23 protein-coding genes are annotated in these 24687 nt (G+C 39.9%); 19 read left to right on the top strand and 4 right to left on the bottom strand.

Translation table 11 applies throughout. The features are described from left to right. Window positions 1–112: 112 nt before the first annotated feature. From IE080_RS18435 to IE080_RS18420, 4 genes are all read left to right on the top strand, one after another. Complete coding sequence (locus IE080_RS18435) at window positions 113–709, top strand: hypothetical protein (protein WP_189586346.1); 597 nt, start codon at window positions 113–115, stop codon at window positions 707–709. 63 nt (window positions 710–772) lie between these two features. Beyond that, window positions 773–1348, top strand: a complete 576-nt coding sequence (locus IE080_RS18430) for an LOG family protein (RefSeq protein ID WP_189586343.1) — start codon at window positions 773–775, stop codon at window positions 1346–1348. A 195-nt stretch (window positions 1349–1543) separates the two neighbouring features. Then, complete coding sequence (locus IE080_RS18425; RefSeq protein ID WP_189586341.1) at window positions 1544–1780, top strand: hypothetical protein; 237 nt, start codon at window positions 1544–1546, stop codon at window positions 1778–1780. Then, a complete protein-coding gene (locus tag IE080_RS18420) occupies window positions 1774–2094 on the top strand; it encodes a type II toxin-antitoxin system RelE/ParE family toxin (RefSeq protein ID WP_189586338.1) in 321 nt (106 codons plus the stop codon). The genes IE080_RS18425 and IE080_RS18420 overlap by 7 nt, the downstream gene beginning before the upstream one ends. A 180-nt stretch (window positions 2095–2274) precedes the next feature. Here IE080_RS18420 and IE080_RS18415 read toward each other — a convergent pair whose 3' ends face one another. Further along, window positions 2275–5223, bottom strand: a complete 2949-nt coding sequence (locus tag IE080_RS18415) for a DNA polymerase III subunit alpha (RefSeq protein ID WP_189586334.1) — start codon at window positions 5221–5223, stop codon at window positions 2275–2277. Between the two features lie 732 nt (window positions 5224–5955). Between IE080_RS18415 and IE080_RS18410 the strand changes: the two genes are divergently transcribed. The 9 genes from IE080_RS18410 (at window position 5956) to IE080_RS18370 (ending at window position 14640) form a co-directional block, all read left to right on the top strand. Next, entirely contained in the window at window positions 5956–6213 is a 258-nt protein-coding gene (locus tag IE080_RS18410) for a hypothetical protein (protein ID WP_189586331.1), read from the top strand. A gap of 83 nt (window positions 6214–6296) precedes the next feature. Then, window positions 6297–7355, top strand: a complete 1059-nt coding sequence (locus IE080_RS18405; protein ID WP_189586328.1) for a BF3164 family lipoprotein — start codon at window positions 6297–6299, stop codon at window positions 7353–7355. Between the two features lie 246 nt (window positions 7356–7601). After that, on the top strand, window positions 7602–8897 hold the full coding sequence (locus IE080_RS18400) for an IS1380 family transposase (RefSeq protein ID WP_189586352.1): 1296 nt from the start codon (window positions 7602–7604) through the stop codon (window positions 8895–8897). Window positions 8898–9389: 492 nt separating this feature from the next. Next, entirely contained in the window at window positions 9390–10292 is a 903-nt protein-coding gene (locus tag IE080_RS18395; RefSeq protein ID WP_189586325.1) for a mechanosensitive ion channel family protein, read from the top strand. A 146-nt stretch (window positions 10293–10438) separates the two neighbouring features. After that, on the top strand, window positions 10439–11284 hold the full coding sequence (locus IE080_RS18390) for an ABC transporter ATP-binding protein (RefSeq protein ID WP_189586322.1): 846 nt from the start codon (window positions 10439–10441) through the stop codon (window positions 11282–11284). Beyond that, complete coding sequence (locus IE080_RS18385; protein WP_189586319.1) at window positions 11281–12123, top strand: hypothetical protein; 843 nt, start codon at window positions 11281–11283, stop codon at window positions 12121–12123. The genes IE080_RS18390 and IE080_RS18385 overlap by 4 nt, the downstream gene beginning before the upstream one ends. 1 nt (window position 12124) lies before the next feature. Then, window positions 12125–12499, top strand: a complete 375-nt coding sequence (locus IE080_RS18380; RefSeq protein WP_189586316.1) for a GntR family transcriptional regulator — start codon at window positions 12125–12127, stop codon at window positions 12497–12499. Next, on the top strand, window positions 12489–12779 hold the full coding sequence (locus tag IE080_RS18375; protein WP_189586313.1) for a hypothetical protein: 291 nt from the start codon (window positions 12489–12491) through the stop codon (window positions 12777–12779). The genes IE080_RS18380 and IE080_RS18375 overlap by 11 nt, the downstream gene beginning before the upstream one ends. Before the next feature lie 178 nt (window positions 12780–12957). Then, window positions 12958–14640, top strand: a complete 1683-nt coding sequence (locus IE080_RS18370; RefSeq protein ID WP_189586310.1) for a DUF885 family protein — start codon at window positions 12958–12960, stop codon at window positions 14638–14640. 279 nt (window positions 14641–14919) lie between these two features. Here the strand turns inward: IE080_RS18370 and IE080_RS18365 are convergent, their stop codons facing one another. The 3 genes from IE080_RS18365 to IE080_RS18355 all read right to left on the bottom strand — a co-directional run bounded on the left by IE080_RS18365 (window position 14920) and on the right by IE080_RS18355 (window position 19063). Then, the gene (locus tag IE080_RS18365) at window positions 14920–16398 is read right to left on the bottom strand and encodes a sodium:proton antiporter (protein WP_189586307.1); all 1479 of its coding nucleotides are present in this window, start codon (window positions 16396–16398) and stop codon (window positions 14920–14922) included. A gap of 193 nt (window positions 16399–16591) precedes the next feature. Further along, the gene (locus IE080_RS18360) at window positions 16592–17818 is read right to left on the bottom strand and encodes a Glu/Leu/Phe/Val dehydrogenase dimerization domain-containing protein (protein ID WP_189586304.1); all 1227 of its coding nucleotides are present in this window, start codon (window positions 17816–17818) and stop codon (window positions 16592–16594) included. Between the two features lie 186 nt (window positions 17819–18004). Beyond that, the gene (locus IE080_RS18355; RefSeq protein WP_229800732.1) at window positions 18005–19063 is read right to left on the bottom strand and encodes an anhydro-N-acetylmuramic acid kinase; all 1059 of its coding nucleotides are present in this window, start codon (window positions 19061–19063) and stop codon (window positions 18005–18007) included. A 109-nt stretch (window positions 19064–19172) separates the two neighbouring features. Here IE080_RS18355 and IE080_RS18350 point away from each other — a divergent pair, with 109 nt between their 5' ends. The 6 genes from IE080_RS18350 (at window position 19173) to IE080_RS18325 (ending at window position 24601) form a co-directional block, all read left to right on the top strand. Then, complete coding sequence (locus IE080_RS18350) at window positions 19173–19895, top strand: type III pantothenate kinase (RefSeq protein ID WP_189586301.1); 723 nt, start codon at window positions 19173–19175, stop codon at window positions 19893–19895. Beyond that, a complete protein-coding gene (bamG, locus tag IE080_RS18345) occupies window positions 19882–21165 on the top strand; it encodes a BamG family beta-barrel-assembly machinery protein (RefSeq protein WP_189586297.1) in 1284 nt (427 codons plus the stop codon). Before IE080_RS18350 ends, bamG begins: the two co-directional genes overlap by 14 nt. A gap of 12 nt (window positions 21166–21177) precedes the next feature. After that, the gene (locus IE080_RS18340; protein ID WP_189586295.1) at window positions 21178–22482 is read left to right on the top strand and encodes a hypothetical protein; all 1305 of its coding nucleotides are present in this window, start codon (window positions 21178–21180) and stop codon (window positions 22480–22482) included. 85 nt (window positions 22483–22567) lie between these two features. Next, the gene (lptC, locus tag IE080_RS18335) at window positions 22568–23113 is read left to right on the top strand and encodes an LPS export ABC transporter periplasmic protein LptC (RefSeq protein ID WP_189586291.1); all 546 of its coding nucleotides are present in this window, start codon (window positions 22568–22570) and stop codon (window positions 23111–23113) included. Window positions 23114–23117: 4 nt separating this feature from the next. After that, complete coding sequence (locus IE080_RS18330) at window positions 23118–23333, top strand: hypothetical protein (protein WP_189586289.1); 216 nt, start codon at window positions 23118–23120, stop codon at window positions 23331–23333. After that, on the top strand, window positions 23333–24601 hold the full coding sequence (locus IE080_RS18325; protein ID WP_189586286.1) for a hemolysin family protein: 1269 nt from the start codon (window positions 23333–23335) through the stop codon (window positions 24599–24601). The genes IE080_RS18330 and IE080_RS18325 overlap by 1 nt, the downstream gene beginning before the upstream one ends. Window positions 24602–24687 lie beyond the last annotated feature (86 nt).

The raw sequence follows: 24687 nt of genomic DNA, 5'->3' as shown, positions 1-24687 counted from the left end.
CCATGTGTAATTTATGTTGTCGTAAACACAAAGTACACAAAATAGGGTAGGTTTAAGCAATTGAATCTACCCTTATTTTAAAATCGTTTCTCGGACACTAGTGATCAAAAATATGAAAATCAATTATTTTATTGCATTGTTGTTAAGTCTATGTCAGATTGTGGAAGTCAAGGCCCAAGATGAGCAGCCTATGGGATCTTTGACATCCGGTACCATAGCAAGTCAATTTGAATATGTGAACAGTATTTCCAATAACTACCAAGAATTCAAGGTCATTAAAAAGACCCATATGGATCAATTGAAGAAAAATGTGGTAGATTCCTTAAAGGTTTTCCAACAAGAAATTGCTTCTCAAAAAGAAGAGTTACGCTCTCAACAGACCCAATTAGCTGAGGTAAATAAAGATTTATTGGCATTAAAAGAAAGTTTGGAAGAGGCAGAGGCGGCAAGGGATAATTTCAGTTTTTTAAGTTTCCCTATTCATAAGTCTGCCTACAACACCTTGGTTTGGAGTATCATTGGTGGATTGGCTTTGGCTTTAGTATTCTTTTTGTACAGATTTTTTCAAAGTCACAGAGTGGTGGAAAAGGCAAGAAAGGATTTGGAGGAAACCATGGAGGAATTTGAGCAACATCGCAGGAATACTTTAGAACGGGAGCGTAAGCTTAAAAGAGAGCTTGTTGATGCTTTAAATAAAAAAACAGCATAATATTATTCAAAATCACATAATTTAAGCCCAGATATAATGTCTGGGTTTTTTGTAAATTAGGATATGAAAAAAGTAACAGTGTATTGTGGTTCGAATAGAGGGTTAAATCCAAGCTATGAACAAGAGGCCAAAAAATTGGCATTTGAGATGGTACAGAGGGAGCTAGATCTAGTGTATGGTGCTGGAAATGTGGGGTTGATGGGAGTGATTGCTGATGCTATGTTGGCAGGTGGGAGGCATGTGCATGGAATAATTCCCCAAAAGTTGGTAGCTATTGAAGTTGCGCATAAAGGATGTACGGAGCTTACAGTAGTAGAAACCATGCGGGACAGGAAGTGGTTGATGGCAGAGAAAGGTGATGGGTTTATTGCCATGCCCGGAGGGATTGGGACCTTTGAGGAGCTTTTTGAAATCATGACACTTAATCAGCTGGGATATATTCAAAAACCTTTGGCGCTGTACAATGTAAATGGGTATTACGATGGTTTACTTGCATTTTTGAAGCATTCTAGTGAAGAAGGCTTTTTACACCAAGCACAACTGAATCTACTGATCGTGTCGGATGATCCCAAGGATCTACTGAATCAAATGCAAGGTTTTCAGCCAATACACATGGATAAGTGGGAGGTAAGGAGGTAGAGGGGGTGGTTCAATTGCTCGTGGCAAGTGGATTTTCTACGAAGACTTCGGTGGTCATAAGTGTTGGTGGATTAGGTACATCTCAAGGGTTTAAAATATAAATTTTCAAATCGTGTTGATAGTAAATTTCAAAAACCTTTGAGATTTATAATCTACTTAATTTGATATTCGTTATTTTAGGTAAAAAATTAAAACATGGATGTACCAACGATAAAAGAAGAGCTCTTCCAACTGATTGAAGAAAGTGATGAAAGGCTGTTGAATATGCTCTATGCTTTAGCCAAAGAGTATATACGTGAAGATTTCACTTTAGAGGGGAAGCCAATGACTGAGGAGGAATTAGGGGCAAGAGTTTTTGCTGCTAAAAAAAGCCTTCAGTCAGGGCGTTTTACTTCTCAAGAAGCCCTTGAAAAGGAAGTGAAAAAATGGTAAAAAAAAGGTTAAAGGTTATTTGGGCTGATGAGGCTAAAGAGGCCCTTAGACAAGTTTATAATTTTTTAAAATACAGGGAATCCATAGAAATTGCAAGAAAAGTTAGAGATGAAATTCTTTTTCAAACAAAGAGCTTAAGTGATTTTCCTGAGAAATTTGAAAAAGAACATTATCTCTTGAATATACCAGGTAACTTTAGATATAAAGTGGTGTGGAGTTATAAAATTATTTATGAGGTAACATTCGATTCCGTATACATCTTAGATATTTTTCACACGAGCCGTGATCCTTCAAATATAAAAAAACCAAAGTAGTTTTAGTAAAAAGCCCCATGAGTGCCGAGCTATACTAGAAAATTAGATAAAGTGGAGGCTCAACTGGTTCAAGACTTAGTCTTGGACCAATTTTACGACAGTCTTCAGACTGTCCCTGTGCAGTCTGAAGACTGCAATAGTCATGGTCTATTCGCCGCGGCGAATTGAACCAACCAATCATCAATCAGCCGCATTCCAATAAGCCATCCGCTCGCAACTCTCTACCTCGATACTGTAAAAGTCAAATTCCTGAGTCACCTTGCCTTTGATGAGGTAGATGCCTTTGCCTTTGAAGGGATGCTTTTTTACCACAGGAGGGAAATGAACCGTATCTATCCAGTCTCCCTCCCGATCGATGAAAGTGCCAAAGTTCATCACATCCCCCTTCACCGTTCGGGTATACTTGATCGTCACGAGGTAGCCGATGATTTGTACTTGTTTGCCCAAATACTGTTTCAAATTTATAGCTTTGATACTCGGGACCGTCTGATCTTTGACCAGATGAAAGGGAGAGTCCAGCGGAAACTCCAAAATATCAATCTGATCCACAATTTCCTGCCGCAGATCGGCCTCTTCGAGTGCAGGAACCTGCAATTCCCGAAAGCCTGCCTGCCGGAATAGCTCATTGCCCGTACTTACCGCCTTGCGTTTATTCAGTATAAAATGCGCCTCCCAAAGCAATTCCTGCTTGCTCTTGCCCGTAAAGCGGAAGCAACCGATACGGATCAGAATAAGCGTCTGTTCCAAACTAATCCCTACCCGTGCGATAAAGTCGGATAAGCCTGCGAAAAATCCATTGGTTCTACGTTCGCTCAGGATTTTTTCTACACTTGCTTTCTCCAAATACTTCAGATGAATGAAGCCCAGATATACGGTCTTTTCTTTGATATTGGTCAGGTAGTCGCTTTCGTTGATGTGGGGGGCTTGGATATCGGCCCCGTTCATGCGGAGTTCGTGGATATAAAACTCGGTATGATAAAATCCCCCGAAGTTGTTGATCACCCCGACCATAAATTCCAGTGGGAAGTATGCCTTCAAGTATAAACTCTGATAGCTTTCCACGGCAAAGGATGCCGAATGTCCCTTAGCAAAGGAATAGCCTGCAAAACTTTCGATCTGATGCCAGACTTCGGCCGTAATCTTAGGGTCTCTGCCGAGTCGCTCACAATTGATAAAAAATTGATCCTTTACCCGCTGAAATTCATCCTTGGAGCGGGATTTACCACTCATCCCCCGCCGTAAAATATCCGCCTCCGAAAGACTGAGTTCGGCAAAGTAATGGGCTACCTTGATTACATCTTCCTGATACACCATGATTCCATAGGTTTCGGGCATGATGTCCATCATCACAGGGTGGGCCTGCTTGCGCCGCTCCTCATTCACATGGCGCAGGATATATTCCCGCATCATGCCCGATCTTGCCACACCTGGACGGATAATGGAACTTGCCGCTACCAATTCCAAATATTCATCCGCCTTCATCTTGGCCAGCAACATGCGCATGGCGGGTGACTCCACATAGAAGGCTCCGATGGTATGTCCGGTACGCAGCAGTTCTTTGATCTTCGGATCTTTTTTGAATTGCTCCACTTGTCGGATGTCCACTTGTAACCCCTGATTCTGATAGATGATCTCCAAGCTGCTCTTGATATGACCCAAACCCCGCTGAGAGAGAATATCAAACTTGTGCAAGCCAATATCTTCCGCCGTATGCATATCGATATGTGCCAAAGGAAATCCCTTAGGGGGCATTTCCGTAGCTGTGTAATAATGAATGGGTTTGTGGGAAATCAAGACCCCGCAGGCATGGATGGTCAGATGCGAGGGCATCCCGTGCAGCACCTGACTGTATTTGAGAATCAGCTTCCCATATTGATCCGGGATATGATTAGGCTTGTCCGCATGGTAGATCAAGGATTCGATCTCAGTTTTGGGTAAGCCAAAGACTTTCCCCAATTCCCGCAACATGGAATTGGCCTGAAAAGTACTGTAAGAGCCTAGCAGGGCCACATGCTCTTGATCTCCCTGATTATACTTATCGAAGATATATTTCACCACCTCATCCCGATCCGTCCAACTAAAGTCAATGTCAAAATCAGGTGGATTTTCTCTATACAGGTTGATAAAGCGCTCAAAGTACAGGTCCAACTCAATGGGGTCTACATCGGTAATCCCCAAGCAATATGCCACAATGCTGTTTGCTCCGCTACCTCTGCCCACATGATAGTAGTTGCGTTGCTGGGCAAAGCTGACAATATCGTAATTGATTAGAAAGTAGGAGACAAATCCTTTTTGCTGGATAAGTTCCAGTTCTTTTTCCAGACGTTTGCTGATTTCTGGGGTTAGGTTTGGATAGCGGTTGATCGCACCCTTGAAAGTTTCCTGCCGTAGGTAATCAAAGTCCTCCCAGTCCGAACCGAGGATATCCCGCTTGTTTTTCACTGCTTGGAAGTAGAAGGAAAACTGACAGGCTTCTAGCAGGCGCTGGGAATTGTACAGGAGGTAACTGTGCCCCTCACAGCGGGCGACCATGTCTGCATAGGAATACGGCTGATCGCTGATATCTCCTTGCTCTTCTGGTTCTAGTTTGCTGAGTAAGGTGTTTTTGTCCACTGCTCGTAAGAGTCGATGGGCATTGAATTGTGTTTTGGAGGAGAAACTCACGGGTTGGAGCAATACCAATTTGTCCTTGTACCGATACCAAGGGGACTTGACTAAGCGATTGAGCTGATAGGGATGGATGCCGATAAATTCATTTTCCCTCAGGGGGAAAACTTTTTCCCTCAACGAATACACTACAAAGCTATGCTGAAAAGCCGGTGCCTGCGCATCAAACTCCAAGCCCTTGGTTCGTCTATGAGAAAGATGGCGGTTGAGTTCATAGAAGCCTTCCTGATTTTTGGCCAAACCTATGTACTGCTGTCGTACTCCATTGCGAAAATCAATCCCAATCACGGGGTGAATACCATGCTTTTGTGCTTCTTTTATAAAGGGAAAGACTCCTGCCACGGAATTGATATCCGTCAGGGCGAGGGCATCGAGTTTTTTGCTTTTGGCTTCGGCGACCAAAGCTTCAATGGACATGGTGCCGTATTTGAAACTGTAATAAGAGTGGCAGTTGATAAACATAGACTTTGTGAAATATGCTTTAGACGAAATATGCTCTACCTGTTGGCAGACAAGTTCGCGATATAATGCCTCCCTGCGGTCGGCGATATAAATTGATATATACTTCGTGATATAAGCTAAGCGATATATATATGGATATATACAGCCCTTTGGGCTGTGATATAACTGGATACCCGACGCGATGGAGAAGAGATACATGGAGCTATCTGGACTAGGTATACAATGGGGTGTTTCAACCCTCATAAAGCAACCGTTAGATGTCGCATGTTATATCCATATATCATCCCACTTTGTGGGATAAATATCTATTTATATCAAAATGTCAAAATATTTGACAAAATTATGTTTATAATTTAAACAAAAGAATTTTTAAAAACCAAGTGCCGAAGAGGAAGATATTAGCGTGGGAAGAAGAAAAACTGAGGGCCTAATTTAGGATGAATGCGAGCCAAATGTAAAAATCAGCTTTCCGCTAAACATCTCCAAAAGGAACATAGGAAGGAATAAACAATCAAAATTTAGAAAGATCATTCAAAAAAAATCAATTTCATGGATTTCAAAGCTTTTCCTTAGAATAAAAAAATCATAACATTAATTATTTAGTGTCGATTTTTCAGAAACAGTTATTATCCTGATGTTTAACAATTTATTCATCTTAACTATTTGATAAGTCATTTTTTTTTTTTTTTAGTTTTAAACATTAATTCAGTGATAACTTAAATGTTTTCAATCATGACAGCTTTATTTAAAAATTTCAAAATCGGGATGTTTGCCCTCGGGGCAGTGGCATTGATGATGGTGGCCGGATGGAAGTTTGGCCACGGTGGCACGGAAGAGGTCTTTTCGGATAAGGAAGTAGCTTTGGAAAATGCTTTTGCGGGGAGGGGATACGGAGGTGTTTGTTGTCAGGCCATTAACCGAAGTTGCTGGCATCCTATAGGAATGAATTTTCCCGATTCCCTTTGGTATGGTGGTTATTCCATTTGTTGAGGTTATTCTTAAACAAGTCTAGGCAATATTTAAATTTTTGCCTAGATTTATTTTGTAAAACCATGAACTAAACTTCACAAATTATGAGATTTGTCATGTTATTTTTATTGTTTTTAATCAGTTCTTGCAGCACCAAAGTAGAAACAATTCAATCAGACTACTATGAGATCAAAACCTTTACGGAAAACGACATACCTGAAGCCATTTCTTTAAAAGGAAAGAAGTTTGATTTTCCCCAATTAATCAATCCCAGACATATTTTTTGGGAAGGGGATTATTTGATTGTAGCCGAAAGGGGGAATGACACATTGATGCACGTTATAGATATCAAAGAAAACAAATACATCAAAAGAATTGGCCAAAATGGATTGGGTCCAGGTGAAATAACCATGATCCACCGATTTCAAAAGGATAAGGAGAAAGGTAATTTTTGGGTATATGATGCCGAACAAAAAATATTTGCTAAATATAACCTTTACAGTAATTCCGCTCTATCCGAAATCCAATTCAAGCAATCGGAAGAATTGTTTTTGGCAATGGACATGGTATGGTCTTCTGATTCAACTTGGATGACCATTAGAGCAGACAAAGAAGAGAAATTTGTAGAGTTCAATATAAAAGGGGAAATCATCCAAACTTTTGGATCATGGGAAGGAATGCTTGACGTGAAAGATGTTCCTTACAGTGTCATCAGTTCTATACATCAAGGGGTTTTGGCCGCTGACCCGGCAAGAAAACACTTTGTAAAAGTAGGAGTAGCGAGAGATTATATCGAAATTCTTGAAAAAGAAACCGGAAAGATCATTTCAGTAAGAGGCCCAGAACAATTTGTCCCGGAATTTGAAGTACATTATTCCGGTGGATATCCATACCCACATTTTCATAAAAACTCCCCAAATTTTTACACAAGTTGCCAACCAAAGAGTAAATATATTTATACGCTGTATTTTGGAAAAGATATGGAGCTATATAAAGAAGGATTGATGGATAATAGGGTTTTAGTATTTGATTACAAAGGGAATATAATCATGGAATTTGATTTAGATCATTATTTGCTATCATTCACTATTGATGAGGAAAACCGTAAAATTTATGGTATTACTTATGACGCTGAACCCAACATAGTGGAATTTCAATTTTGAAAAATTCCTGAATTGTACTATTCTGCATATTGATAGACCCAATCAATTGGGATCTAATTCAAATCCAAAAAGTTTGACTTTATCCTCCATTTATATTAAAAACATAAATCCTTAAATCCGCAGTGCGGATTAAAAAAAAGCCGAAAAAGTGGCTGAATTTATTCAATTCAGGCTTTTCCGGCTCGTTTTTTTTTCACTTATTTAGGTGTTACCACACATCCTTGATAAGCGGTATGAAAATTACGAATTCGACAGAAAAAATCACACCTTTCGGAGGTTTTAATTTTTGTTTTTAACTCTTTCAAAAATTCAGGTCTCCCAAAACTCATTGATAATCATTTAGGAGCTAGATCCTTAAGAGGAGGGTTTTCATACAGCGACATTTTTGCCAATCATATGGCAATTTTCTTTAATGGTGGAGATTGTACTGAGGATATCAATGTTCACCTGAGAGACGCTCTGGAACAGATCCCTTCATTTTCAGTATGCAGTGCAGATACAATTTTAAGGGGAATCAAAGAGCTTGCTGTTGAAACAGAGATATTTATAAACCCTTCCAGTGGAGTGAGCCATGAATTTAATATCAATGGAAAGCTCAACAGCTTGTTGTTAAAATTAGCTTGTAAGACCGGATTACTCAAATCAGGTGTTGCTTACGACCTCGATTATGACAACACCGTCATTTCAACTGAAAAGTACGATTCAAAAAAAACATATAAACACGTCCATGGATATCAGCCAGGTGTAGCTTCCATAGCACACCCTGAATTTTCACATGCCATTCCTGTGTACGTAGAGGGCAGAAATGGCAACAGTCAGGCCAAATATTTGCAGGCTGATACGCTTACCCGCATGTTTGGGCAGCTTACCAATGAAAATATCCGTATCGGAAGGTTCAGAGCCGATTCAGCATCCTATCAGGAAGAAGTTCTCCGTGCACTGGAAACACATACCGAAAGCTTTTATATACGGGCAAACAGATGTGCCAAACTGGATAATATCCTTGGAAGTATAGCCCCTGAGAAGTGGCAGAAAATACGTTTGGGGGTACAGGAAATGGAAGTTACTGACCTATCCGACTACAAACCTTTCAGTAAAGACAGGTCTTACAGGCTGGTCATTACCAGAATCAGACGTAAAGATGAGCAAGCAGATGTGTTTAGTGGAGATGCATTTACTTACAGGGCTATTCTGACCAATGAACATACATCGTCCAATGAAGCTGTTGTAAGGTTTTATAACGCCCGGGGTGCAAGCGAACGCTTGTTTGATGTACTCAACAACGACTTTGGCTGGTCTAAGTTACCCTGTTCGTTTCTGGCAGAGAATACTTCCTTTATGCTTATGACGGCTATGTATGCCAATTTTTACACCTATATTATTGGAGAGTATTCCAGAAAAGTTGATTGGCTTAAGCCTACCGACAGGCTCAAGAAGTTTATCTTCAGATTTATCACTGTTTCAGCCAAGTGGATAAGAACGGGAAGAAGAGAAGTGCTCAAACTGTTTACGAGTAAGGATTACAAGCCTATTTTGAACTAAATTCAGGTAAAAACCCCTCAGGAGCTCAAAAAACAAAGATTTACAGGGAAGAGGTATGCCTTTTCCATTAAAATTGAGAAAAAAAACCGTCCATTTTATCCTCAAACCTAAAATCCATTGTCTCAAAACTATGAACACTCTTCAATCAAAGGGAAGAAATTCCCGAACTAGACCAAAAATGAACACAAACAAGCAGATTCAAATCTCCAAACTAAAATCCTGCGGATTTTAGGTACTAACAGTCTGGTTGAGTTCAGATTGTTAAAGATCCATTGATTCGAAAAAGTTTGAGTTTTAGCAAGTAAGTCTACTTATCGAAAATCTGCATGTAATTTGTCGATTGTGATCGAAAAAATACATGTTTATCTTCGGTTATGATCGATAATTTACTTTTGGGACATTGCCGTGTGTATTGCTATCATCAATAAATTCAATTCATTGCCATTATTTTTTGTGAATCAGCAAAAGTCCGATTAGTTTTACTTTTACGCTATGGAAAACTGGATAGATTACCTTGATACCATCATAGAACACGATATCCGATGGAATATTTATAAAACCATCGCTATCCTTTTTGTGCTTTGGCTGATCAAAAAAGGAGCTTATAAACTGATTGGTATCAAAAAAGACGCTGAGATGAAGCGTATGTACCATCAGCGTAAGACAGTACAGTACACGTTGGTATTTATCGGTCTGCTGCTTATCGGTAATATTTGGATATCTAATTTTCAGTCAATCACGACTTTTCTTGGGTTACTTTCTGCGGGTATTGCAATTGCCTTGAAAGATATTTTTGTAAACATTGCCGGGTGGATGCTTATTTATATCAAAAAGCCCTTTGATGTAGGAGATCGTATACAAATCGGGGAGTTTAAGGGTGATGTGGTGGATCTGCGGTTGATGCATTTCAGTATTTTAGAAGTAGGCAATTGGGTGGATGCTGAGCAAAGTACAGGCAGAATTATTCATATTCCTAATGGAAAAGTTTTTACAGATCCTCAAGCAAATTACAGTCAGGGCTTCGACTACATCTGGAATGAGCAGCATGTCAATATCAGCTTGGATTCTGATTACAAAAAAGCCCAGTCAATCCTGAAACAAATGTTGACCTCCATGTTTCAGCCAGACTTTAAAAATATTGAGGCAGCCTTGAAGCGGGCGCAAAAAGAGCATTTTATTTCTTTCAGCTTGTACACACCGACCGTCTACGCAAAGATTCACGAAAGAGGAATCCAGCTTTCTTTGCGCTATCTGTGTAACCCACGAAAAAGACGGTTTTTTGAGCAAATGATTACCGAAGGTATCTTAGACAATTTTAAGACAGAGCCTTCTATTCGGATTATTTATCCGACTACCTCTATTATTCTTGACCCTAGAGAAGGACCAACTCCATAGGGACAAGCCTTTCCATAGCTTGGCAGATGAAGGATTTCCACCCTCAGTCTGAAAAAAAAATTAAAAAAAATCACACTCCTTTTTGAACTATGAGTTTTTTCTTTCATATTAGTGTCATAATATACTAAGACAGTAAAACAATTTTTATGTACACGATTCAAAATCTTTCATTCAGTTACCACAAAAGACGCCCCTTGCTGCAAGGGGTTACGCTTCAGCCAGAGGCTGGACAGGTGGTAGGCTTATTGGGTAAAAATGGTACAGGGAAGTCTTCTCTGTTGCGATTGATGGCAGGGCTGCTTTGTCCAAAACAAGGGGTACTTCAGTTTGACGGGGAAAATGTCTTTAATAGAAATCCTGAAATTTTGGCCCAACTTTTTTTCTTACCTGAGGAATTTGATTTTCCGCCTAGTTTGAAAGTAGCGGTTTATTTTAAAGCTTTGGCTGATTTTTATCCTGCCTTTGATTGGGCAGCTTTTGAGCGATATGCACAAGAATTTGAAGTAGAAACACATCGGCAGTTTGGTAGTCTTTCTTTTGGTCAGCGGAAAAAATCGCTCATAGCTTTTGCCTTGGCTTCCAATTGCAAGGTGATTTTGATGGATGAACCTACCAATGGTTTGGATATACCTGCCAAAGCTACATTTAGAAAATTGGTAGCAGGAGCGATGAGTGAGGAACAATTGATGGTTATCAGTACCCATCAGGTGCGGGATTTGGAAAAGTTGATTGATCATCTATGGATCATCGACCAAGGTCAGCTAAAATTGGATGCTTCGGTTGCAGATTTAGAGGAACAGTTTGAGTTTGCCTTTGCAAGTTCACTACCCGCGGATGCGATTTATCATGAAGCACAATTAGGGACAAACTTTTACATTGCTCCCCGAGCGCCTGGAAAAACACCCACTTCAGTCAACCTGGAATTGTTATTCAATGCAACCATCCTTGGGAAACTATCTTATTCATCTACCGCTAACCTTCAGAACTTATGAAAAAATATTTTGATTGGAATCGATTTATCCGTTTAGCAAGGTTCGATTATGAGCAACGGAAGTGGTTTTATTGGGGGCATATACCCTTAATTTTTGCGTTGGTTAGTTTGGTGCATTTGGTGAGTTGGAATGTGTTGCAAAGTGATCTTGGTAAGTTATCAGGAGATGGATTTGCACCTGTCTTTTTCTTAGGATTTATTATTGCAACACTAATGATTTCAGGTAGCAGCTTCAGTGAATTTTATAAAAAAGAAGCTTCTCAAAATTATCTCATGATTCCGTCTTCAAGTCTTGAGAAGTACTTATTAAAAATTCTTGTTGGAGTATTGCCCGTCGTTTTATTATATCCGATTGTATATAACTTGGCCGTAGATTTTTCTGTTTGGGCTACCATTCAATTTCAGAAATATGCTTTTGGAAAGTTGGTTGAAGTCGGTACTGATCCAAAGGTAGTGGAGCTTTCCATCCAATTAAAGTCAACGATTACTACACCTTGGTGGTCGCAAATGACAATTTTCGCAACTTGGTTATTTTTACCAGTATACTTGTTTTTGTCCGGACTTCTTTTCCCAAAGCGTAACAGGATTTATGCATTTTTGACACTACTAGCTCTATGGTTTGTCATTGCCACATTTATGGGATTGATTTCATCCATAGTGCAGGTTCCCTTGCCTTTTTTGATTTCACCATTTATCCTTACAGTAGAGGAAATCAGCATTAGTGATGTTTTCCCACCAAGTATTTCGGGGCCAATGTTAGTGGGAATGATATTTTTCTGGCTTTCTATTCCAACAATGTTGCTTTTGTCCTATTTCAAACTCAAAGAAAAGGAGGTCTAGGATGGAGTTTAGCGAACATAAAAACATCTTCCTTCAGATAGGAGATTGGGTTTACGAACAGATTCTCGATGGGCGATTGCAGCCGGGAGATAAGTTGCCTTCCGTACGAGAGTTGGCGGTGGAACTGGAAGTTAATCGCAATACTGCCATGCGAACCTATCAAGTATTAGAAAAGCAAGGAGTCTTGGAAAATAAACGAGGTATTGGTTTCTACGTGTCAGATACCGCACCCAAGGTAATTTTGAATAGACAAAAAAAGGAGTTTTTTGCAGAAGAACTCCCATTGTTGATCCAAAAAGTGAAGCTATTAAAGCTTACGAGCGAAGACCTTCAAGAATTGATTCTTACCATTCAACAAAACGACTATGAAAACTAGCACACGAATCATAATCATTTATTTTGCTGCGTTCTTCCTAATTTTAGGAGGTAGCTTGTTTTACAATGCATACAAGATAAAACAATTACCTCCCAAAGCCATGGAAGACCTAAATATCAGATTTAAATTTGAATTTAATGAAACAGTTGGTGTTGAAGTGGATGGTGATGTATCCATCCCTGATACTACCGACAATATGTTTGTCTCTCCTGATGGAGATGTTTCGATGCCCTCAGTATCGAGTAAACCAACTAAAAATCCTGATTCTTCCGAAAATTAAATAGGATTGGTAATCGAACTTTTCCAAAGTTTCAAACTTTGGAAAAGTTTCCATTCTATCTTTTGCTTCTCAAACCTAGTTCTCAATTCACTGATAAAGGAATTGCCTCCATCCATCAGATATCGAGTAGATTTTTTTAAGTTTTGTGCTAACTTTCTTTCCTCTAATGCTGATTTCTATGAAAAGAATTCTACTCTCCTTTGTCCTTATCTGTTGTTTGCAGGGTGCTTCTGCTACTGAACTGTATCAGCTCATCAGTAGCTATCAAGCCGATGTCAGTGCACTGAACCGAAAGTACACGAATCAATATTCAGATGAATATTTTCAACGTTTCGATAAACTCTATTCCGATTGGTTGAAGGTATTGGAAGGCTTGCCTTATGATAGCTACTCCTTAGATGGGAAATTGGATTATCAGTTGCTTAAAAATCATTTAGAAAAGCAGCAATATTTTCATCGTGCCAATTACGATGAATTTAAATCCATCGCGTCCGTGGTAGCTTTTGCAAAACCCTTGGAAGTATTTTATCAGCAACGAAGAGCAGCTATCAAACCATCTTCCCAAGAATTGGCAGGGACTTTTGCTTCTGTAGAAAAGGACGTGAAAAAAACTTGGGAACAAGCAAAGAAATCCAAACCTTATACTTCTTGGCAGCAAGCAGAGTTAGCTGCTGCAGCGGTGGAATCCCTCAGACGTACGGTGGAGGAAGCATACAATTTTTATTTCGACTATGATCCGGAATTTACCTGGTGGATGAAAAAGCCCATGGAAAACATGAATCAGGTGTTGAAGGGGTACAGTGCATTTCTCAAAAATCACTTTGAAAATACTATTGTCAAAGATGATGGTTCGGGGATTATAGGCAAGCCCATTGGAAAGGTTAATATCGAAAAGGAATTGCAGTACAACATGATTCCTTACACTGCGGAAGAATTGATCAAGGAAGGAGAAAAGCAGTACGCTTGGTGCGAGGCGGAGATGATCAAAGCTTCTGAGGAATTAGGCTTTGGGAAAGACTGGAAAAAAGCCTTGGAACATGTGAAAAATCTGTATGTGCCTGCGGGTGTGTGGCCTGGCATGGTGGTAGAAATGGCCGATGAGGCGATCGAGTTTATGGAGAAATACGATTTGCTGACGGTACCAGCCATGGCCAAGGAAACCTGGAGAACAACGATGATGTCCGCCGAGCGTCAAAAAGTTAGCCCTTTCTTCTTAGGAGGTGAAACAATCATCATTTCTTATCCTACTTCCGAAATGTCCCATGAAGATAAAATGATGAGTATGCGTGGCAATAATCCTCATTTTTCTCGAGCAGTGGTACATCACGAATTGATTCCAGGGCACCACTTGCAGCAATTTATGAATCAGCGGCACTTCCCTCACAGACGCTTGTTCAACACCCCATTTTGGGTAGAAGGATGGACCTTGTATTGGGAATTCAACTTATGGGACAAGGATTTTCCTCGCAATGCGGAAGACAGAATCGGAATGTTATTTTGGCGAATGCACCGGGCAGCCCGTATCATTTTCTCCCTCAATTATCACCTCAACCGCTGGACCCCACAGCAATGCATAGATTTCTTAGTAGATAAGGTTGGTCATGAGCGCGCCAATGCAGAGGCAGAAGTCCGTCGTTCTTTTGAAGGGAGCTATGGTCCTTTGTACCAATTAGCCTATATGATTGGAGGTTTGCAAGTGTATAGCTTGCGTCAGGAGCTAGTAGAAGGAGGAAAAATGTCCGAAAAAGAATTCCATGACTTTTTCATCACCCAAAACTACACGCCAATAGAATTGCTCAGGGCACGCATGCATGGGGATATTCCGAGGAATTTTAAGAGTGGGTGGAGGTTTTTGGATTGAGGGGAATAAATTTAGAACAATACCACATACGCTGATTTTATAATTTAATCCAACATGTGTCAGCATTTCCTTCAATACCTAACTCTCTAAAAACCAATTCCCAATCACCTCTACCTCAACAAAAAAAGACCTTCGAGATTCTAAAAATCTCAAAGGTCTTTTTTTCCACTCAAAACCAATTTCCTTTCTTAATTAATCACTTTATGAAATCGAAGTCCCTCTAGTACTACAACCTATCTATCTCATCCTTCTTCCCCTTTTTCATCTAATTCATCTATCTTACACAAAAGCAAAGAAGACCAGCCAAGTTATAATCAACACCGGCAATAAGATTGGTATAGAGAATCGGATGATATATCCAAAGAAGGAAGGCATCTTGATACCACTTTGCTCGGCAATAGATTTCACCATAAAATTAGGTCCATTACCGATGTAGGTCATNTATCCATCCATCGCAAAAGCACGTACTTGTTCGATATTAGATATGTCTCCTCCTTGGGAAGCCATTGCGGCAGCTAAGAAATTCAAGTAAGTAGGTGCATTGTCAAGAAATCCAGACAAAATACCTGTTCCCCAATACAAGGTATTGTGCGTAATCAAGGCGGCCCCCTCTGGAGACTTTGCAAAGTTGCCGACCAGTTCTAACGCAGGCATCATTGTACCAAAAATACCCACAAAAATAAACGCTACCTCGCGGATAGGTTCAAAATTGAACTCATTCCCTTTGATAGCTTTTTGATCAGCAAATTTATAGGAAAGGTAGGCTACCGAAAGCATAATAATTTCCCTGATAAACGAAAACTTCTGCCCATCATAATGAATGGCAGGTACCCAATCCAATACATTTGGGTCCAGGAAAACGGACAAGATAACGATCAATAACCAAAGGAAATTTTTGGAACCAATAAGGGCGAATTTATTTGTGTAGGTTACAGGCTCTAAATCTTCTTCTCCCGCTTTTCCGAACTTTTTATCCACGAAATAGAAAATCACTGAAAGTATTGCTAAAGCTAAAACCCAAGGGATGATATTATGCTCCAAGGTCCAGAAGAAAGGTACACCTTTTAAAAACCCTAAGAACAAAGGAGGATCACCAATCGGAGTCAAGGAACCACCCACATTACTCACCATAAAGATGAAGAAAATGATATGGTATGGTTGAATATTTCCCCCATTCAAACGGATAAAAGGTCTAATCAGCAACATAGAAGCGCCTGTAGTACCAATCAAGTTTGAAATAATTGCACCGATAACCAGCAAAATTACATTTGCAGCAGGAGTTGCTTTTTTATCAATTTCTATCAAAATTCCTCCTGAGGCTATATACAGGGATGCCAATAACGCAATGAACTGCACATACTCCGCAAGTGCATGAACGGGTCCATGGGTATTATGCAAAACGAACAGGTAGTACACTATCACCACTGTAGCAAGCCCTACAGCTACTTTAGGGTAATTATGATGCCAGAAATGCTCATAAAAGAGCGGACCCGTGGCAATCATCAATAATAAAGCTACAAAAGGTATTACCAACCAAACCGGCGCAGGTGGATGATCTCCATGAGAATCGTGGCCTTCCTCTGGAGAAAGGTTGTGCAATCCAGGCAAATTATATCCTGAGGAGCCTTCCGATGGTTCTGCAATCGTGTCAGGGGCAACAGGTAATTCAGATGTATTTTCTTGGGCTAGGCTGATTTCAGGAACTGAGAAAAACAATACTCCTGTAAACAGCGCAAAAAGCAAAATAAAATTCTTCATTCAGTTGATATTAAGCAGTTCTTCTAGGTTTATGGGTATTTTTCAAAATGTATTGAAAAGTCCAATATACTATTTTTTGGGACTTATAGCTCGCTAAACTACTTAATTTGATTGAAATCCCCTAATAAGAAGGCATCCTCCCGTGTAGATTTAATTTAAAAATAACCCAACGGGAGGATGACTGGTAGAAAACTTATATCAACTCTTTCAAGGCTATCTCAAAAGAGGTTTGTGCAATTCTTGTTTTGGAAGGGTTGGTATCGAATGTACGTTGCATAGCTTTTTTGATGGTGCTGCTGACATCTTCAAAAATAGCCTGATCGGTTAATTCTGCATCATCACTCATCAGGTAAGCAAATACGCGGGCCATCCCACAGTTGGCAATGAAGTCTGGGATTACAGCAATTTTTTCGTCTGTCCACACTCCTGTTGGACCAAAGAAAATCTCTGGATCTGCAAATGGTACATTGGCTCCACAGGATATTACTTCTAGACCTGTTTCTACCATGGTTTCAGCCTGGGCTCGGGTAATTAAGCGGGATGCTGCCGCTGGTATGAAAATCTCAGCTGGTAAGGACCAGATTTTCTCATTGATCTCATCAAAAGGAATCAGGTTATCCGCTACCAGTGTATTTCCTTTTCTCTGAATGAATAATTCGCGGATTTCATCTAATGAAAAACCATCCTCTTTGACCAAACCACCAACTCTATCGATGATTCCTACGATTTTTACGCCTTCTACTGCTAAAAAGCAAGCGGCTGCAGCGCCTACATTCCCCCAACCTTGGATAATAGCTCTTTTACCTGAAAGCTGTCCTCCCCAAATATCATAGTAGTGTTTCACTGCTTCTGCTACCCCATAACCTGTGATCATATCGGCTACAGTGTACTTTTTAGGTCCATTGGGTGTGAACTGAGGGTCTTCCAGAACTTTGGAAACGCCTTGCCTCAATTGGCCTATTTTTCTGATTTTTTGCGGTTCTGTAGCGTTGAAGTGCCCGTTGACGATGCCTTCTTGTGGATGCCAAAGTCCATACGATTCGGTGATAGGAATTACTTCGTGGATTTCATCGACATTCAGATCACCACCGGTGCCATAGTAGTTTTTCAACAAAGGCATCACCGCTTTATACCAGCGTTTCAACACTTCATCTTTGCGTGGATCATTTGGGTCAAAATTGATACCTGACTTGGCGCCACCAATAGCAGGACCAGATACGGTGAATTTTACTTCCATGGTTTTGGCCAAGGACTCCACTTCTCGTTTATCCAAGCCTTTACGCATGCGGGTACCACCTCCGGCAGCTCCACCTCTTAGGGAATTGATGACTACCCAACCTTCTGCTTCTGTTTCGCTATCGCTCCATTCAAAAACAATCTCAGGCTGTTTATTCTCAAACTTCTTCAGTAAATCTTTCATGTTATTTGGGTTTATTGGCCGCAAAAATAGAAATATTTGGCGACTTCAGATAAGCCAACGGAAAAAACAGAAAGGAGTTCAATAGCCTAGGCTCTATTTAAGCTAAAATCTGAAAGTGGGCTAGTAGGAAAATACTTAGTTTATTGTTTTTTGAAAGTGTAAACTTTGAATTGTAAAGAGTTTTCGTCAAGAGATTAAAAGCCCCCCACAAGAATCCCTATCTGCCCCTGTCACAGAAGCCAAGGTATTTGTTTCATTTCTCAAACGAAGCACTCCCAAGAATGCAAAGATCAGCGCTTCTTTAAATTGGATAACTTGCTCACCAATGGGGAGAATCTGTGCTTTATCAAGGAGCATCGCTTCTAAGCGCTCTACAAAATACCGATTGAATGCTCCTCCTCCAGTCAGAATAACACTTGCTTTTCTTGCTTCTTTTGCTTCAATACATTCGGCAATTTGAATGGCGTAGTGCTCTACTAGTGTGTGGAGGATATTGGGTACTTTTTCTCCCGAATCTATGCAGTCGAAAAAAGAAGCTAAATCTTCACGGCCTAGAGACTTCGCACCAGATTTTTTGTAAAAACGATGTTTATTCAATGCTTTCAGAAGTTTGGGGATCAGCTTGCCGCTTTTGGCCAAGGATCCATTGGCATCATAGGGCATTTTTTTCTTTTGGGCAAAATGGTTGAGTAGGAGGTTAAATGGACAGATATCAAAGGCCGCTCGCTGACCAGCTTGCTGCATGCTGATGTTGGCGATGCCTCCCAGATTGATGCAATAATCAAACTCTCCAAAAAGTAACTGATCGCCTATGGGAACAAGGGGAGCCCCTTGTCCACCCAACTGTATATCCAGCATCCGAAAATCATTGATTACAGGCAATCCACAGGCTACATGTAGGGACCAAGCATTGCCTATTTGAAGACTAAGCTTCTTCTTGGGTTGATGGAACACGGTATGTCCATGCGATGCCACCGCTTGTGGTTGTAAGCTATGCCTTTCACAAAACACTTTTACCTGCTCTCCCATCCAGCGTCCAAACTCCACATCTAACAATGATAACTCCAAGCCTGATAATTCATGGCTTTTCACCAGCCGTTTTGCCAACTTTTTTGGAAAAGGGATGGTTTCAGCATAGGGGATTTCGTAGGTCCAGCTATCCTTCGAATGAAACCTGGAAAATGCAATATCCAGTCCATCTCCCGAAGTGCCGGACATGAGTCCTATCATCTCATAAGTTTGCATAGCCTGTGTGGTTAAAATATGTTAAATCTAGGGGTGTAAAGTTAATTTTAATTTAGCCAAAATAAAGCTTTAGTGAATTTATCTACCTTTAAATTCTGTAAGTGCAGGTATGAGACAATTGATTGTAGATATAGGTAATTCCCGTATCAAAGTAGGTAGGTTTGATGGAAAGGATTTGTTGGAAGAGGTCTCCTTTTCTGACTTGGAAGCCTTGAGAATTTATGCGGTACAAGAAGCGATGGATGCCTGTATCATCTCCTCTGTGAGGTACGATGAGCCAACTTTGCGAAATGCATTAGGGTTTGATTTTCATTATTTGACCATCAACTCTCAGTTGCCTTTTCACAACAAGTATGGGACTCCGCATACCTTAGGAGTGGATAGGAAAGCGGCTTTGGCAGGCGCTAGAGCGTTTTTTCCTAAAGGTCCTGTTTTAGTGATAGATTTGGGAAGTTGCATTACCTATGATCTATTAGACGCAAGCGACACCTTCACTGGAGGGAGTATCAGCCCTGGTCTATCAATGCGTTTTCGGGCCATGCATCAGCAGACAGCAAGATTGCCTTTGACTGCTTTAGAAAAAGAGCAGCAGCCCTCATTAGTAGGGACCGACACGGTAGCCTGTATGCAGAGTGGTGTGTACTATGGTATCCTTTATGAAATGGAAGGATTTATTCGGCAGTATGCGTTGCGCTACCCCGATTTGAAAGTTATTATTTGTGGAGGAGATTCATTTTTTTTTGAAACCTTGACAAAAGACCACATATTTGTAATCCCTAATTTGGTTCTGTATGGACTGAATAGAATTCTGATTGATAATGTCAATTTATAAAAGACTAAGTTTTATCGGTGCTATATGCACTTTCTTCATATTTTCTGAGATTCAAGCACAATCCAGTGTTTCCGCGTACAGTTCCCTCGGAATTGGTGACTTTAATAACAATGGCTTAACCCAAAATCAAGCCATGGGAGGTCTAGGAATCAGTTTTGGAACAGGCTGGGGTCTTAATTATATGAACCCTGCCCTTGCAACCAGAAATACCATTTTCAATTTTCAAGCTGCACTAAATTACCAACGAGTTGATTTGGCAACTGAAAATGAGCGGGAATTTGTTGATGGTGGAGGTCTATCTTATGTGGGAATGTCCCTGCCTATCAAACCTGGCAAATCTGCATTGGGGCTAGGTATTAACCAAATCACCACTGTAAACTACAATATAATAGTCAATGGTCAGGTTGCTAACTCTGATTTGACCTCATTGAATAGAATTGATGGTTCGGGAGGTGTTTCAGAGGCGTATTTAGCATATAGTCTCATGCCAGTAAAAAATCTTTCTTTAGGTGTGCATGGTTCTTACTTGTTTGGATCCACCATTCGGACCAACAATTTATCGTTATTAAATGAAGATGGAGAACCCATTGGTAATTCTTCTGAATATTTCGAGCGATTTACGGTCACTGATGTGACTTATAAGTTGGGTGCTCATTATTTTTTCAAAATGGGAGAAAAATCTAACCTACACCTGGGTGCCATTTATCAGGCCTTTGGAAATATTAATGGAAGAGAATTTGCGAAAGTTGCAGATTTTGGCCAAGCTAGCAGGCCGGATACAGATGGAGAAATACTCTCAGATAATATTCGTGGATCTGTTTATGTGCCGCAAAACGTTGGTTTTGGGATCACATATGAGCGAATCAATCGGATGATTGTGGGCTTGGAAGGTCAATTCCAAGAGTTTAGCAGATACCGCGATTTCAATGGAAATGAAACAGATTTGACTGATTCTTACAGAATTGCTTTAGGTTCCCAAATCACTCCCGATTTTGGTTCTATGGACAATTTTCTGAAAAGAATCACTTACCGATTTGGCGTAGAATATAAGCAGACCCCATATGTGGTGGCACAAACGAATATCACGGATATTGGCATCAATTTTGGAGGTACTATACCGATGAACAGTTTGTCTATGATGAATTTTGCGATTCGTCTGGGACAACGGGGTACAACCTCAAATGGACTAATCCGTGAAAATTATGCAGGATTTAGTTTGGGGTTCTCGCTTAACGACAATACTTGGTTCTATAAAAGAGTTTACGACTAAAATTAAACAGATATGAAAGCGAAAAGTGTACTTGCCGGTTTACTGTTCTTTGTAACAGTTGGGATGGTCCAAGCGCAACAAGGTTGGAACTGGCCATCAGACGCTGCCATGGAGGCAAAAGCTAGGGAGCTCAATGCTGCCTATGTGGATTACATGAAGTCTGAGCAGTTTGTTGAGGCTACAAAAGGGTTGAACTGGCTTTTAGTCAATGTTCCTGATCTAAATGAGTCAATTTACATCAATGGAGCTACTGTCTACAATGGTGCATCCACTCAGGTAACTGATGAGGCTCAGAAGAGAGTTTATCAAGACTCCGTAATGACTATTTATGATTTGAGAAGAGAAAAGTTCAATAACGAAGGCTCTTGGATTGAGAATAAAGCATACTATGCCTATCAATACTACTTGAATGACAGAACAAGATTAGTTGATATAGTAAACGCATTTGATAGAGCTATGGAGGTTAATGGTAAATTGAATACGCCTGGTTTAACAGCTGCGTTTTTCAATGCCGTTTATCGACATAATGCATACAATAAAGCATTTACGAAAGATGAATTAATGGCTCGCTATGAGGCATTAAGTTCCATATTAAACGAAGCAGAAGCAAACGGTACTGATGTTTCTGTTCCTAGAAGTTCATTAGAGCAATTGGTTGTTGTGATGGAGTTGATCGATTGTGATTTCATCGAAAACAATTTAGGACCTAAGCTTGCAGCGAACCCTTCAGATATGGATTTAGCTAATAAAGTATTCCAATATGCTGTACAATATAAGTGTACCAATACTGCTGCTTTTAATCAAGCATTGGATATTGTGGATGAAATGAACCCAAGCTTTGCAACTGCACAGGTAAGGGCTATGAAAATGATCCAAGCTAGAGACTATGAAAAAGCGATTCCAATCCTAGAGAAAGCATTGAACTTGGCGGAGAAATCAGAACAAAAAGCGGAAATTCTTTTTGATATGGCTAAAGCTAAAGGTCAGCTTGGAAACAAGTCTGCTGCAAGAGCACATGCTTTGGAAGCTGCCCGTACTGATGAGTCTAAGGCCAAAGATGCTTACAACTTGGTTGCTCAGTTGATTATGGGTTCTTTCAACGATTGTAGAAAGAACGTATCAAGAGCTGAAGACCAAGCCTTATTCATCGCAGCTTATAACTACTACCAAAGAGCTGGAAATAGTGAGGGAATGAGAGATGCAAAAGCACGCTTCCCTTCTAAAGAAGAGCTATTTACAGAGGGTAAGCAAGCTGGTCAAACAATTACTGTAGGTTGTTGGGTTGGTGAAACTGTTACTCTAGCTACAAGAGACTAAATTATCCATTTGAAATAATAGAAAGGCAGCTCAAGGGCTGCCTTTTTTGATGTACTTGAAAAAGCTTTCGTATCTTTGTAAAGTAATGAGTCGAATCACTAGCATTTATTTACTTCTGATAAGCTTTATCTTACTTCTAAGCTCCTGTAAGGACGAAGTAGATCCATCCATGTTTGAAATCTATACAGGTCCCGTAAGTATTGGCTATGATGTCAACCTTTATCATAGTGATTCAGCAATCGTCCGAATTCATTTGAAAGCCAAAAAGCAGTTGGAATTCGAAACAGGGGATTATGAGTTTCCGGAGGGTATTGACATCACCTTCTTTGATGAAGAAGGAATAGTGACCACAACCATCAGGGCCGATAAGGGCTATTATATCCGTAAAGACCATTTGTATAGAGGAGAAGGAGATGTGCAGGTTAAAAACTTGGAAAAAGAACAAAGCCTTGCTTCTGAAGAGCTGTTTTGGGATCCCAACGCCAAGAAAATCTATACAGAGAAATTTGTTACGGTAACAGATAAAAAATCAATTATCAAAGGAACAGGCTTAGAAGCCGACGAAGGCTTCAATGAATACAAAATTTATAAGCCTTTTGACAGTAGGATGATTATACCTGGAGAAAACTGAGGACATGAAATTACTTGATTTTATTTTATTATCATTGACTGCTGCCATGGTTATCATTGGTACTCATTTAACTATCACGGTTGGTGTCACAGCCTCCTATCCGGTATTTATGTTTGCGGTAGCTATGCTTTTCTGGTTTCAGTACCGAAAAAATCATGTAATTAAAGCAGACAATGAAAAGCCTCCTGTGAAATCTTCCAAATCAAAGAAAAAAAGGTGATGGAAAGTACCTACTTAGTGTATGTGATATTTACTTTGTTATTTTCTGCATTGTTTTCAGGGATTGAAATTGCTTTTATATCAGCCAACAAACTGCAGATAGAGTTAGAAAACAAGCAGGGTGTTTTGTCTGGAAAAATACTTTCTTCTTTCCTACAAAAGCCGGGGCAATTTATTGGTACCACATTAATTGGGAATACAGTTGCGTTGGTGCTTTATGGTATTTTTATGGCCTATTTGTTGGAGCCTTGGATTTGGAATGTTCTCCCTCCTGCTTTTCAAAATCAAGGGACAGTTCTGATTCTGCAAACAATCATTTCCACCTTAGTCGTGTTGGTAACTGCTGAGTTTATGCCTAAAAGCATTTTTATGTTAAATCCCAATAACATGCTCTCAGTTTTCGCCTTGCCTTTTGCGGTTATTTACTATTTGTTTTACCCAGTGGTGTGGTTTGTTGTGGGTTTATCAAGATTTTTCATTACCAAAGTATTGCAATTGGAGTACAATGAAGATAAGCCTGTTTTTAAGGTTACAGATCTGAATAGTTTTATCAAAAACAATCTCATGCATGCTAAAAAAGAGCATAAAGTAGAGATTGATACCAAAATTTTAGATAACGCTGTTGAATTCAAGACGATTAAGGTACGGGAGTGCATGGTGCCACGTACGGATATAGTGGCAGTTGACATTGAAGATTCCATTGAGGAATTGAAGCAGGTATTTGGAGAGAGTGGGCATTCTAAGATCATTATTTACCGAGAAAGTATCGATGACGTGATTGGCTATTGCCATCAGCTAGAGCTTTTCAAAAAGCCCAAAAACATTGAAGATATCCTTACTCCGATTATTATCGTTCCCGAATCAGCATTGGCCAATGAGTTGATGATTCAATTTATTAAAGAGCGTAAAAGCTTGGCCTTGGTAGTTGATGAATTTGGGGGTACGAGTGGGATTGTCAGCATGGAGGATATTATTGAAGAAATATTCGGTGAGATTCAGGATGAGTACGACTCTGATGATTTGATCGAGCAGCAGATCGGAGAACATGAATACTTATTCAGTGCCCGGCATGAAATAGATTATCTCAATGAAAAATATGCTTGGGAGTTGCCTTATGGTGACTTTGAAACGCTTGCGGGATTTTTACTCTCATTGACAGAGGATATTCCGCAAAAAGGTCAATCAATTATCTATCAAAATTTTATTTTCACAATCGTCGCAAAGTTGGATCATCGTATAGAAACCGTAAAAATCAAGGTACAATCCTGAGATAATCAGAATAAGTGATTTATTGACAGGCATATTATTTTGAATTTAGCGGTAGATGTAATTATTTTGCGGCACTTCAAATAAAA

The sequence above is a fragment of the Mongoliitalea lutea genome, from assembly GCF_014652135.1.
Classification (GTDB): domain Bacteria; phylum Bacteroidota; class Bacteroidia; order Cytophagales; family Cyclobacteriaceae; genus Mongoliitalea; species Mongoliitalea lutea.
Note: the sequence above shows the minus strand (reverse complement) of the source record. Positions and strands in the feature narration are given on the sequence as shown.

Bases quoted from the DNA above. Each gene is read 5' to 3' on its own strand.
- IE080_RS18370 (WP_189586310.1), top strand. From the start codon at position 12,958: ATGAAAAGAATTCTACTCTCCTTTGTCCTTATCTGTTGTTTGCAGGGT.
- IE080_RS18405 (WP_189586328.1), top strand. From the start codon at position 6,297: ATGAGATTTGTCATGTTATTTTTATTGTTTTTAATCAGTTCTTGCAGC.
- IE080_RS18425 (WP_189586341.1), top strand. From the start codon at position 1,544: ATGGATGTACCAACGATAAAAGAAGAGCTCTTCCAACTGATTGAAGAA.
- IE080_RS18415 (WP_189586334.1), bottom strand. From the start codon at position 5,223: ATGTTTATCAACTGCCACTCTTATTACAGTTTCAAATACGGCACCATG.
- IE080_RS18395 (WP_189586325.1), top strand. From the start codon at position 9,390: ATGGAAAACTGGATAGATTACCTTGATACCATCATAGAACACGATATC.
- IE080_RS18420 (WP_189586338.1), top strand. From the start codon at position 1,774: ATGGTAAAAAAAAGGTTAAAGGTTATTTGGGCTGATGAGGCTAAAGAG.
- lptC (WP_189586291.1), top strand. From the start codon at position 22,568: ATGAGTCGAATCACTAGCATTTATTTACTTCTGATAAGCTTTATCTTA.
- IE080_RS18330 (WP_189586289.1), top strand. From the start codon at position 23,118: ATGAAATTACTTGATTTTATTTTATTATCATTGACTGCTGCCATGGTT.
- IE080_RS18350 (WP_189586301.1), top strand. From the start codon at position 19,173: ATGAGACAATTGATTGTAGATATAGGTAATTCCCGTATCAAAGTAGGT.
- IE080_RS18385 (WP_189586319.1), top strand. From the start codon at position 11,281: ATGAAAAAATATTTTGATTGGAATCGATTTATCCGTTTAGCAAGGTTC.
- IE080_RS18355 (WP_229800732.1), bottom strand. From the start codon at position 19,063: ATGCAAACTTATGAGATGATAGGACTCATGTCCGGCACTTCGGGAGAT.
- IE080_RS18390 (WP_189586322.1), top strand. From the start codon at position 10,439: ATGTACACGATTCAAAATCTTTCATTCAGTTACCACAAAAGACGCCCC.
- IE080_RS18435 (WP_189586346.1), top strand. From the start codon at position 113: ATGAAAATCAATTATTTTATTGCATTGTTGTTAAGTCTATGTCAGATT.
- IE080_RS18360 (WP_189586304.1), bottom strand. From the start codon at position 17,818: ATGAAAGATTTACTGAAGAAGTTTGAGAATAAACAGCCTGAGATTGTT.
- IE080_RS18380 (WP_189586316.1), top strand. From the start codon at position 12,125: ATGGAGTTTAGCGAACATAAAAACATCTTCCTTCAGATAGGAGATTGG.
- IE080_RS18410 (WP_189586331.1), top strand. From the start codon at position 5,956: ATGACAGCTTTATTTAAAAATTTCAAAATCGGGATGTTTGCCCTCGGG.
- IE080_RS18375 (WP_189586313.1), top strand. From the start codon at position 12,489: ATGAAAACTAGCACACGAATCATAATCATTTATTTTGCTGCGTTCTTC.
- IE080_RS18325 (WP_189586286.1), top strand. From the start codon at position 23,333: ATGGAAAGTACCTACTTAGTGTATGTGATATTTACTTTGTTATTTTCT.
- bamG (WP_189586297.1), top strand. From the start codon at position 19,882: ATGTCAATTTATAAAAGACTAAGTTTTATCGGTGCTATATGCACTTTC.
- IE080_RS18340 (WP_189586295.1), top strand. From the start codon at position 21,178: ATGAAAGCGAAAAGTGTACTTGCCGGTTTACTGTTCTTTGTAACAGTT.
- IE080_RS18430 (WP_189586343.1), top strand. From the start codon at position 773: ATGAAAAAAGTAACAGTGTATTGTGGTTCGAATAGAGGGTTAAATCCA.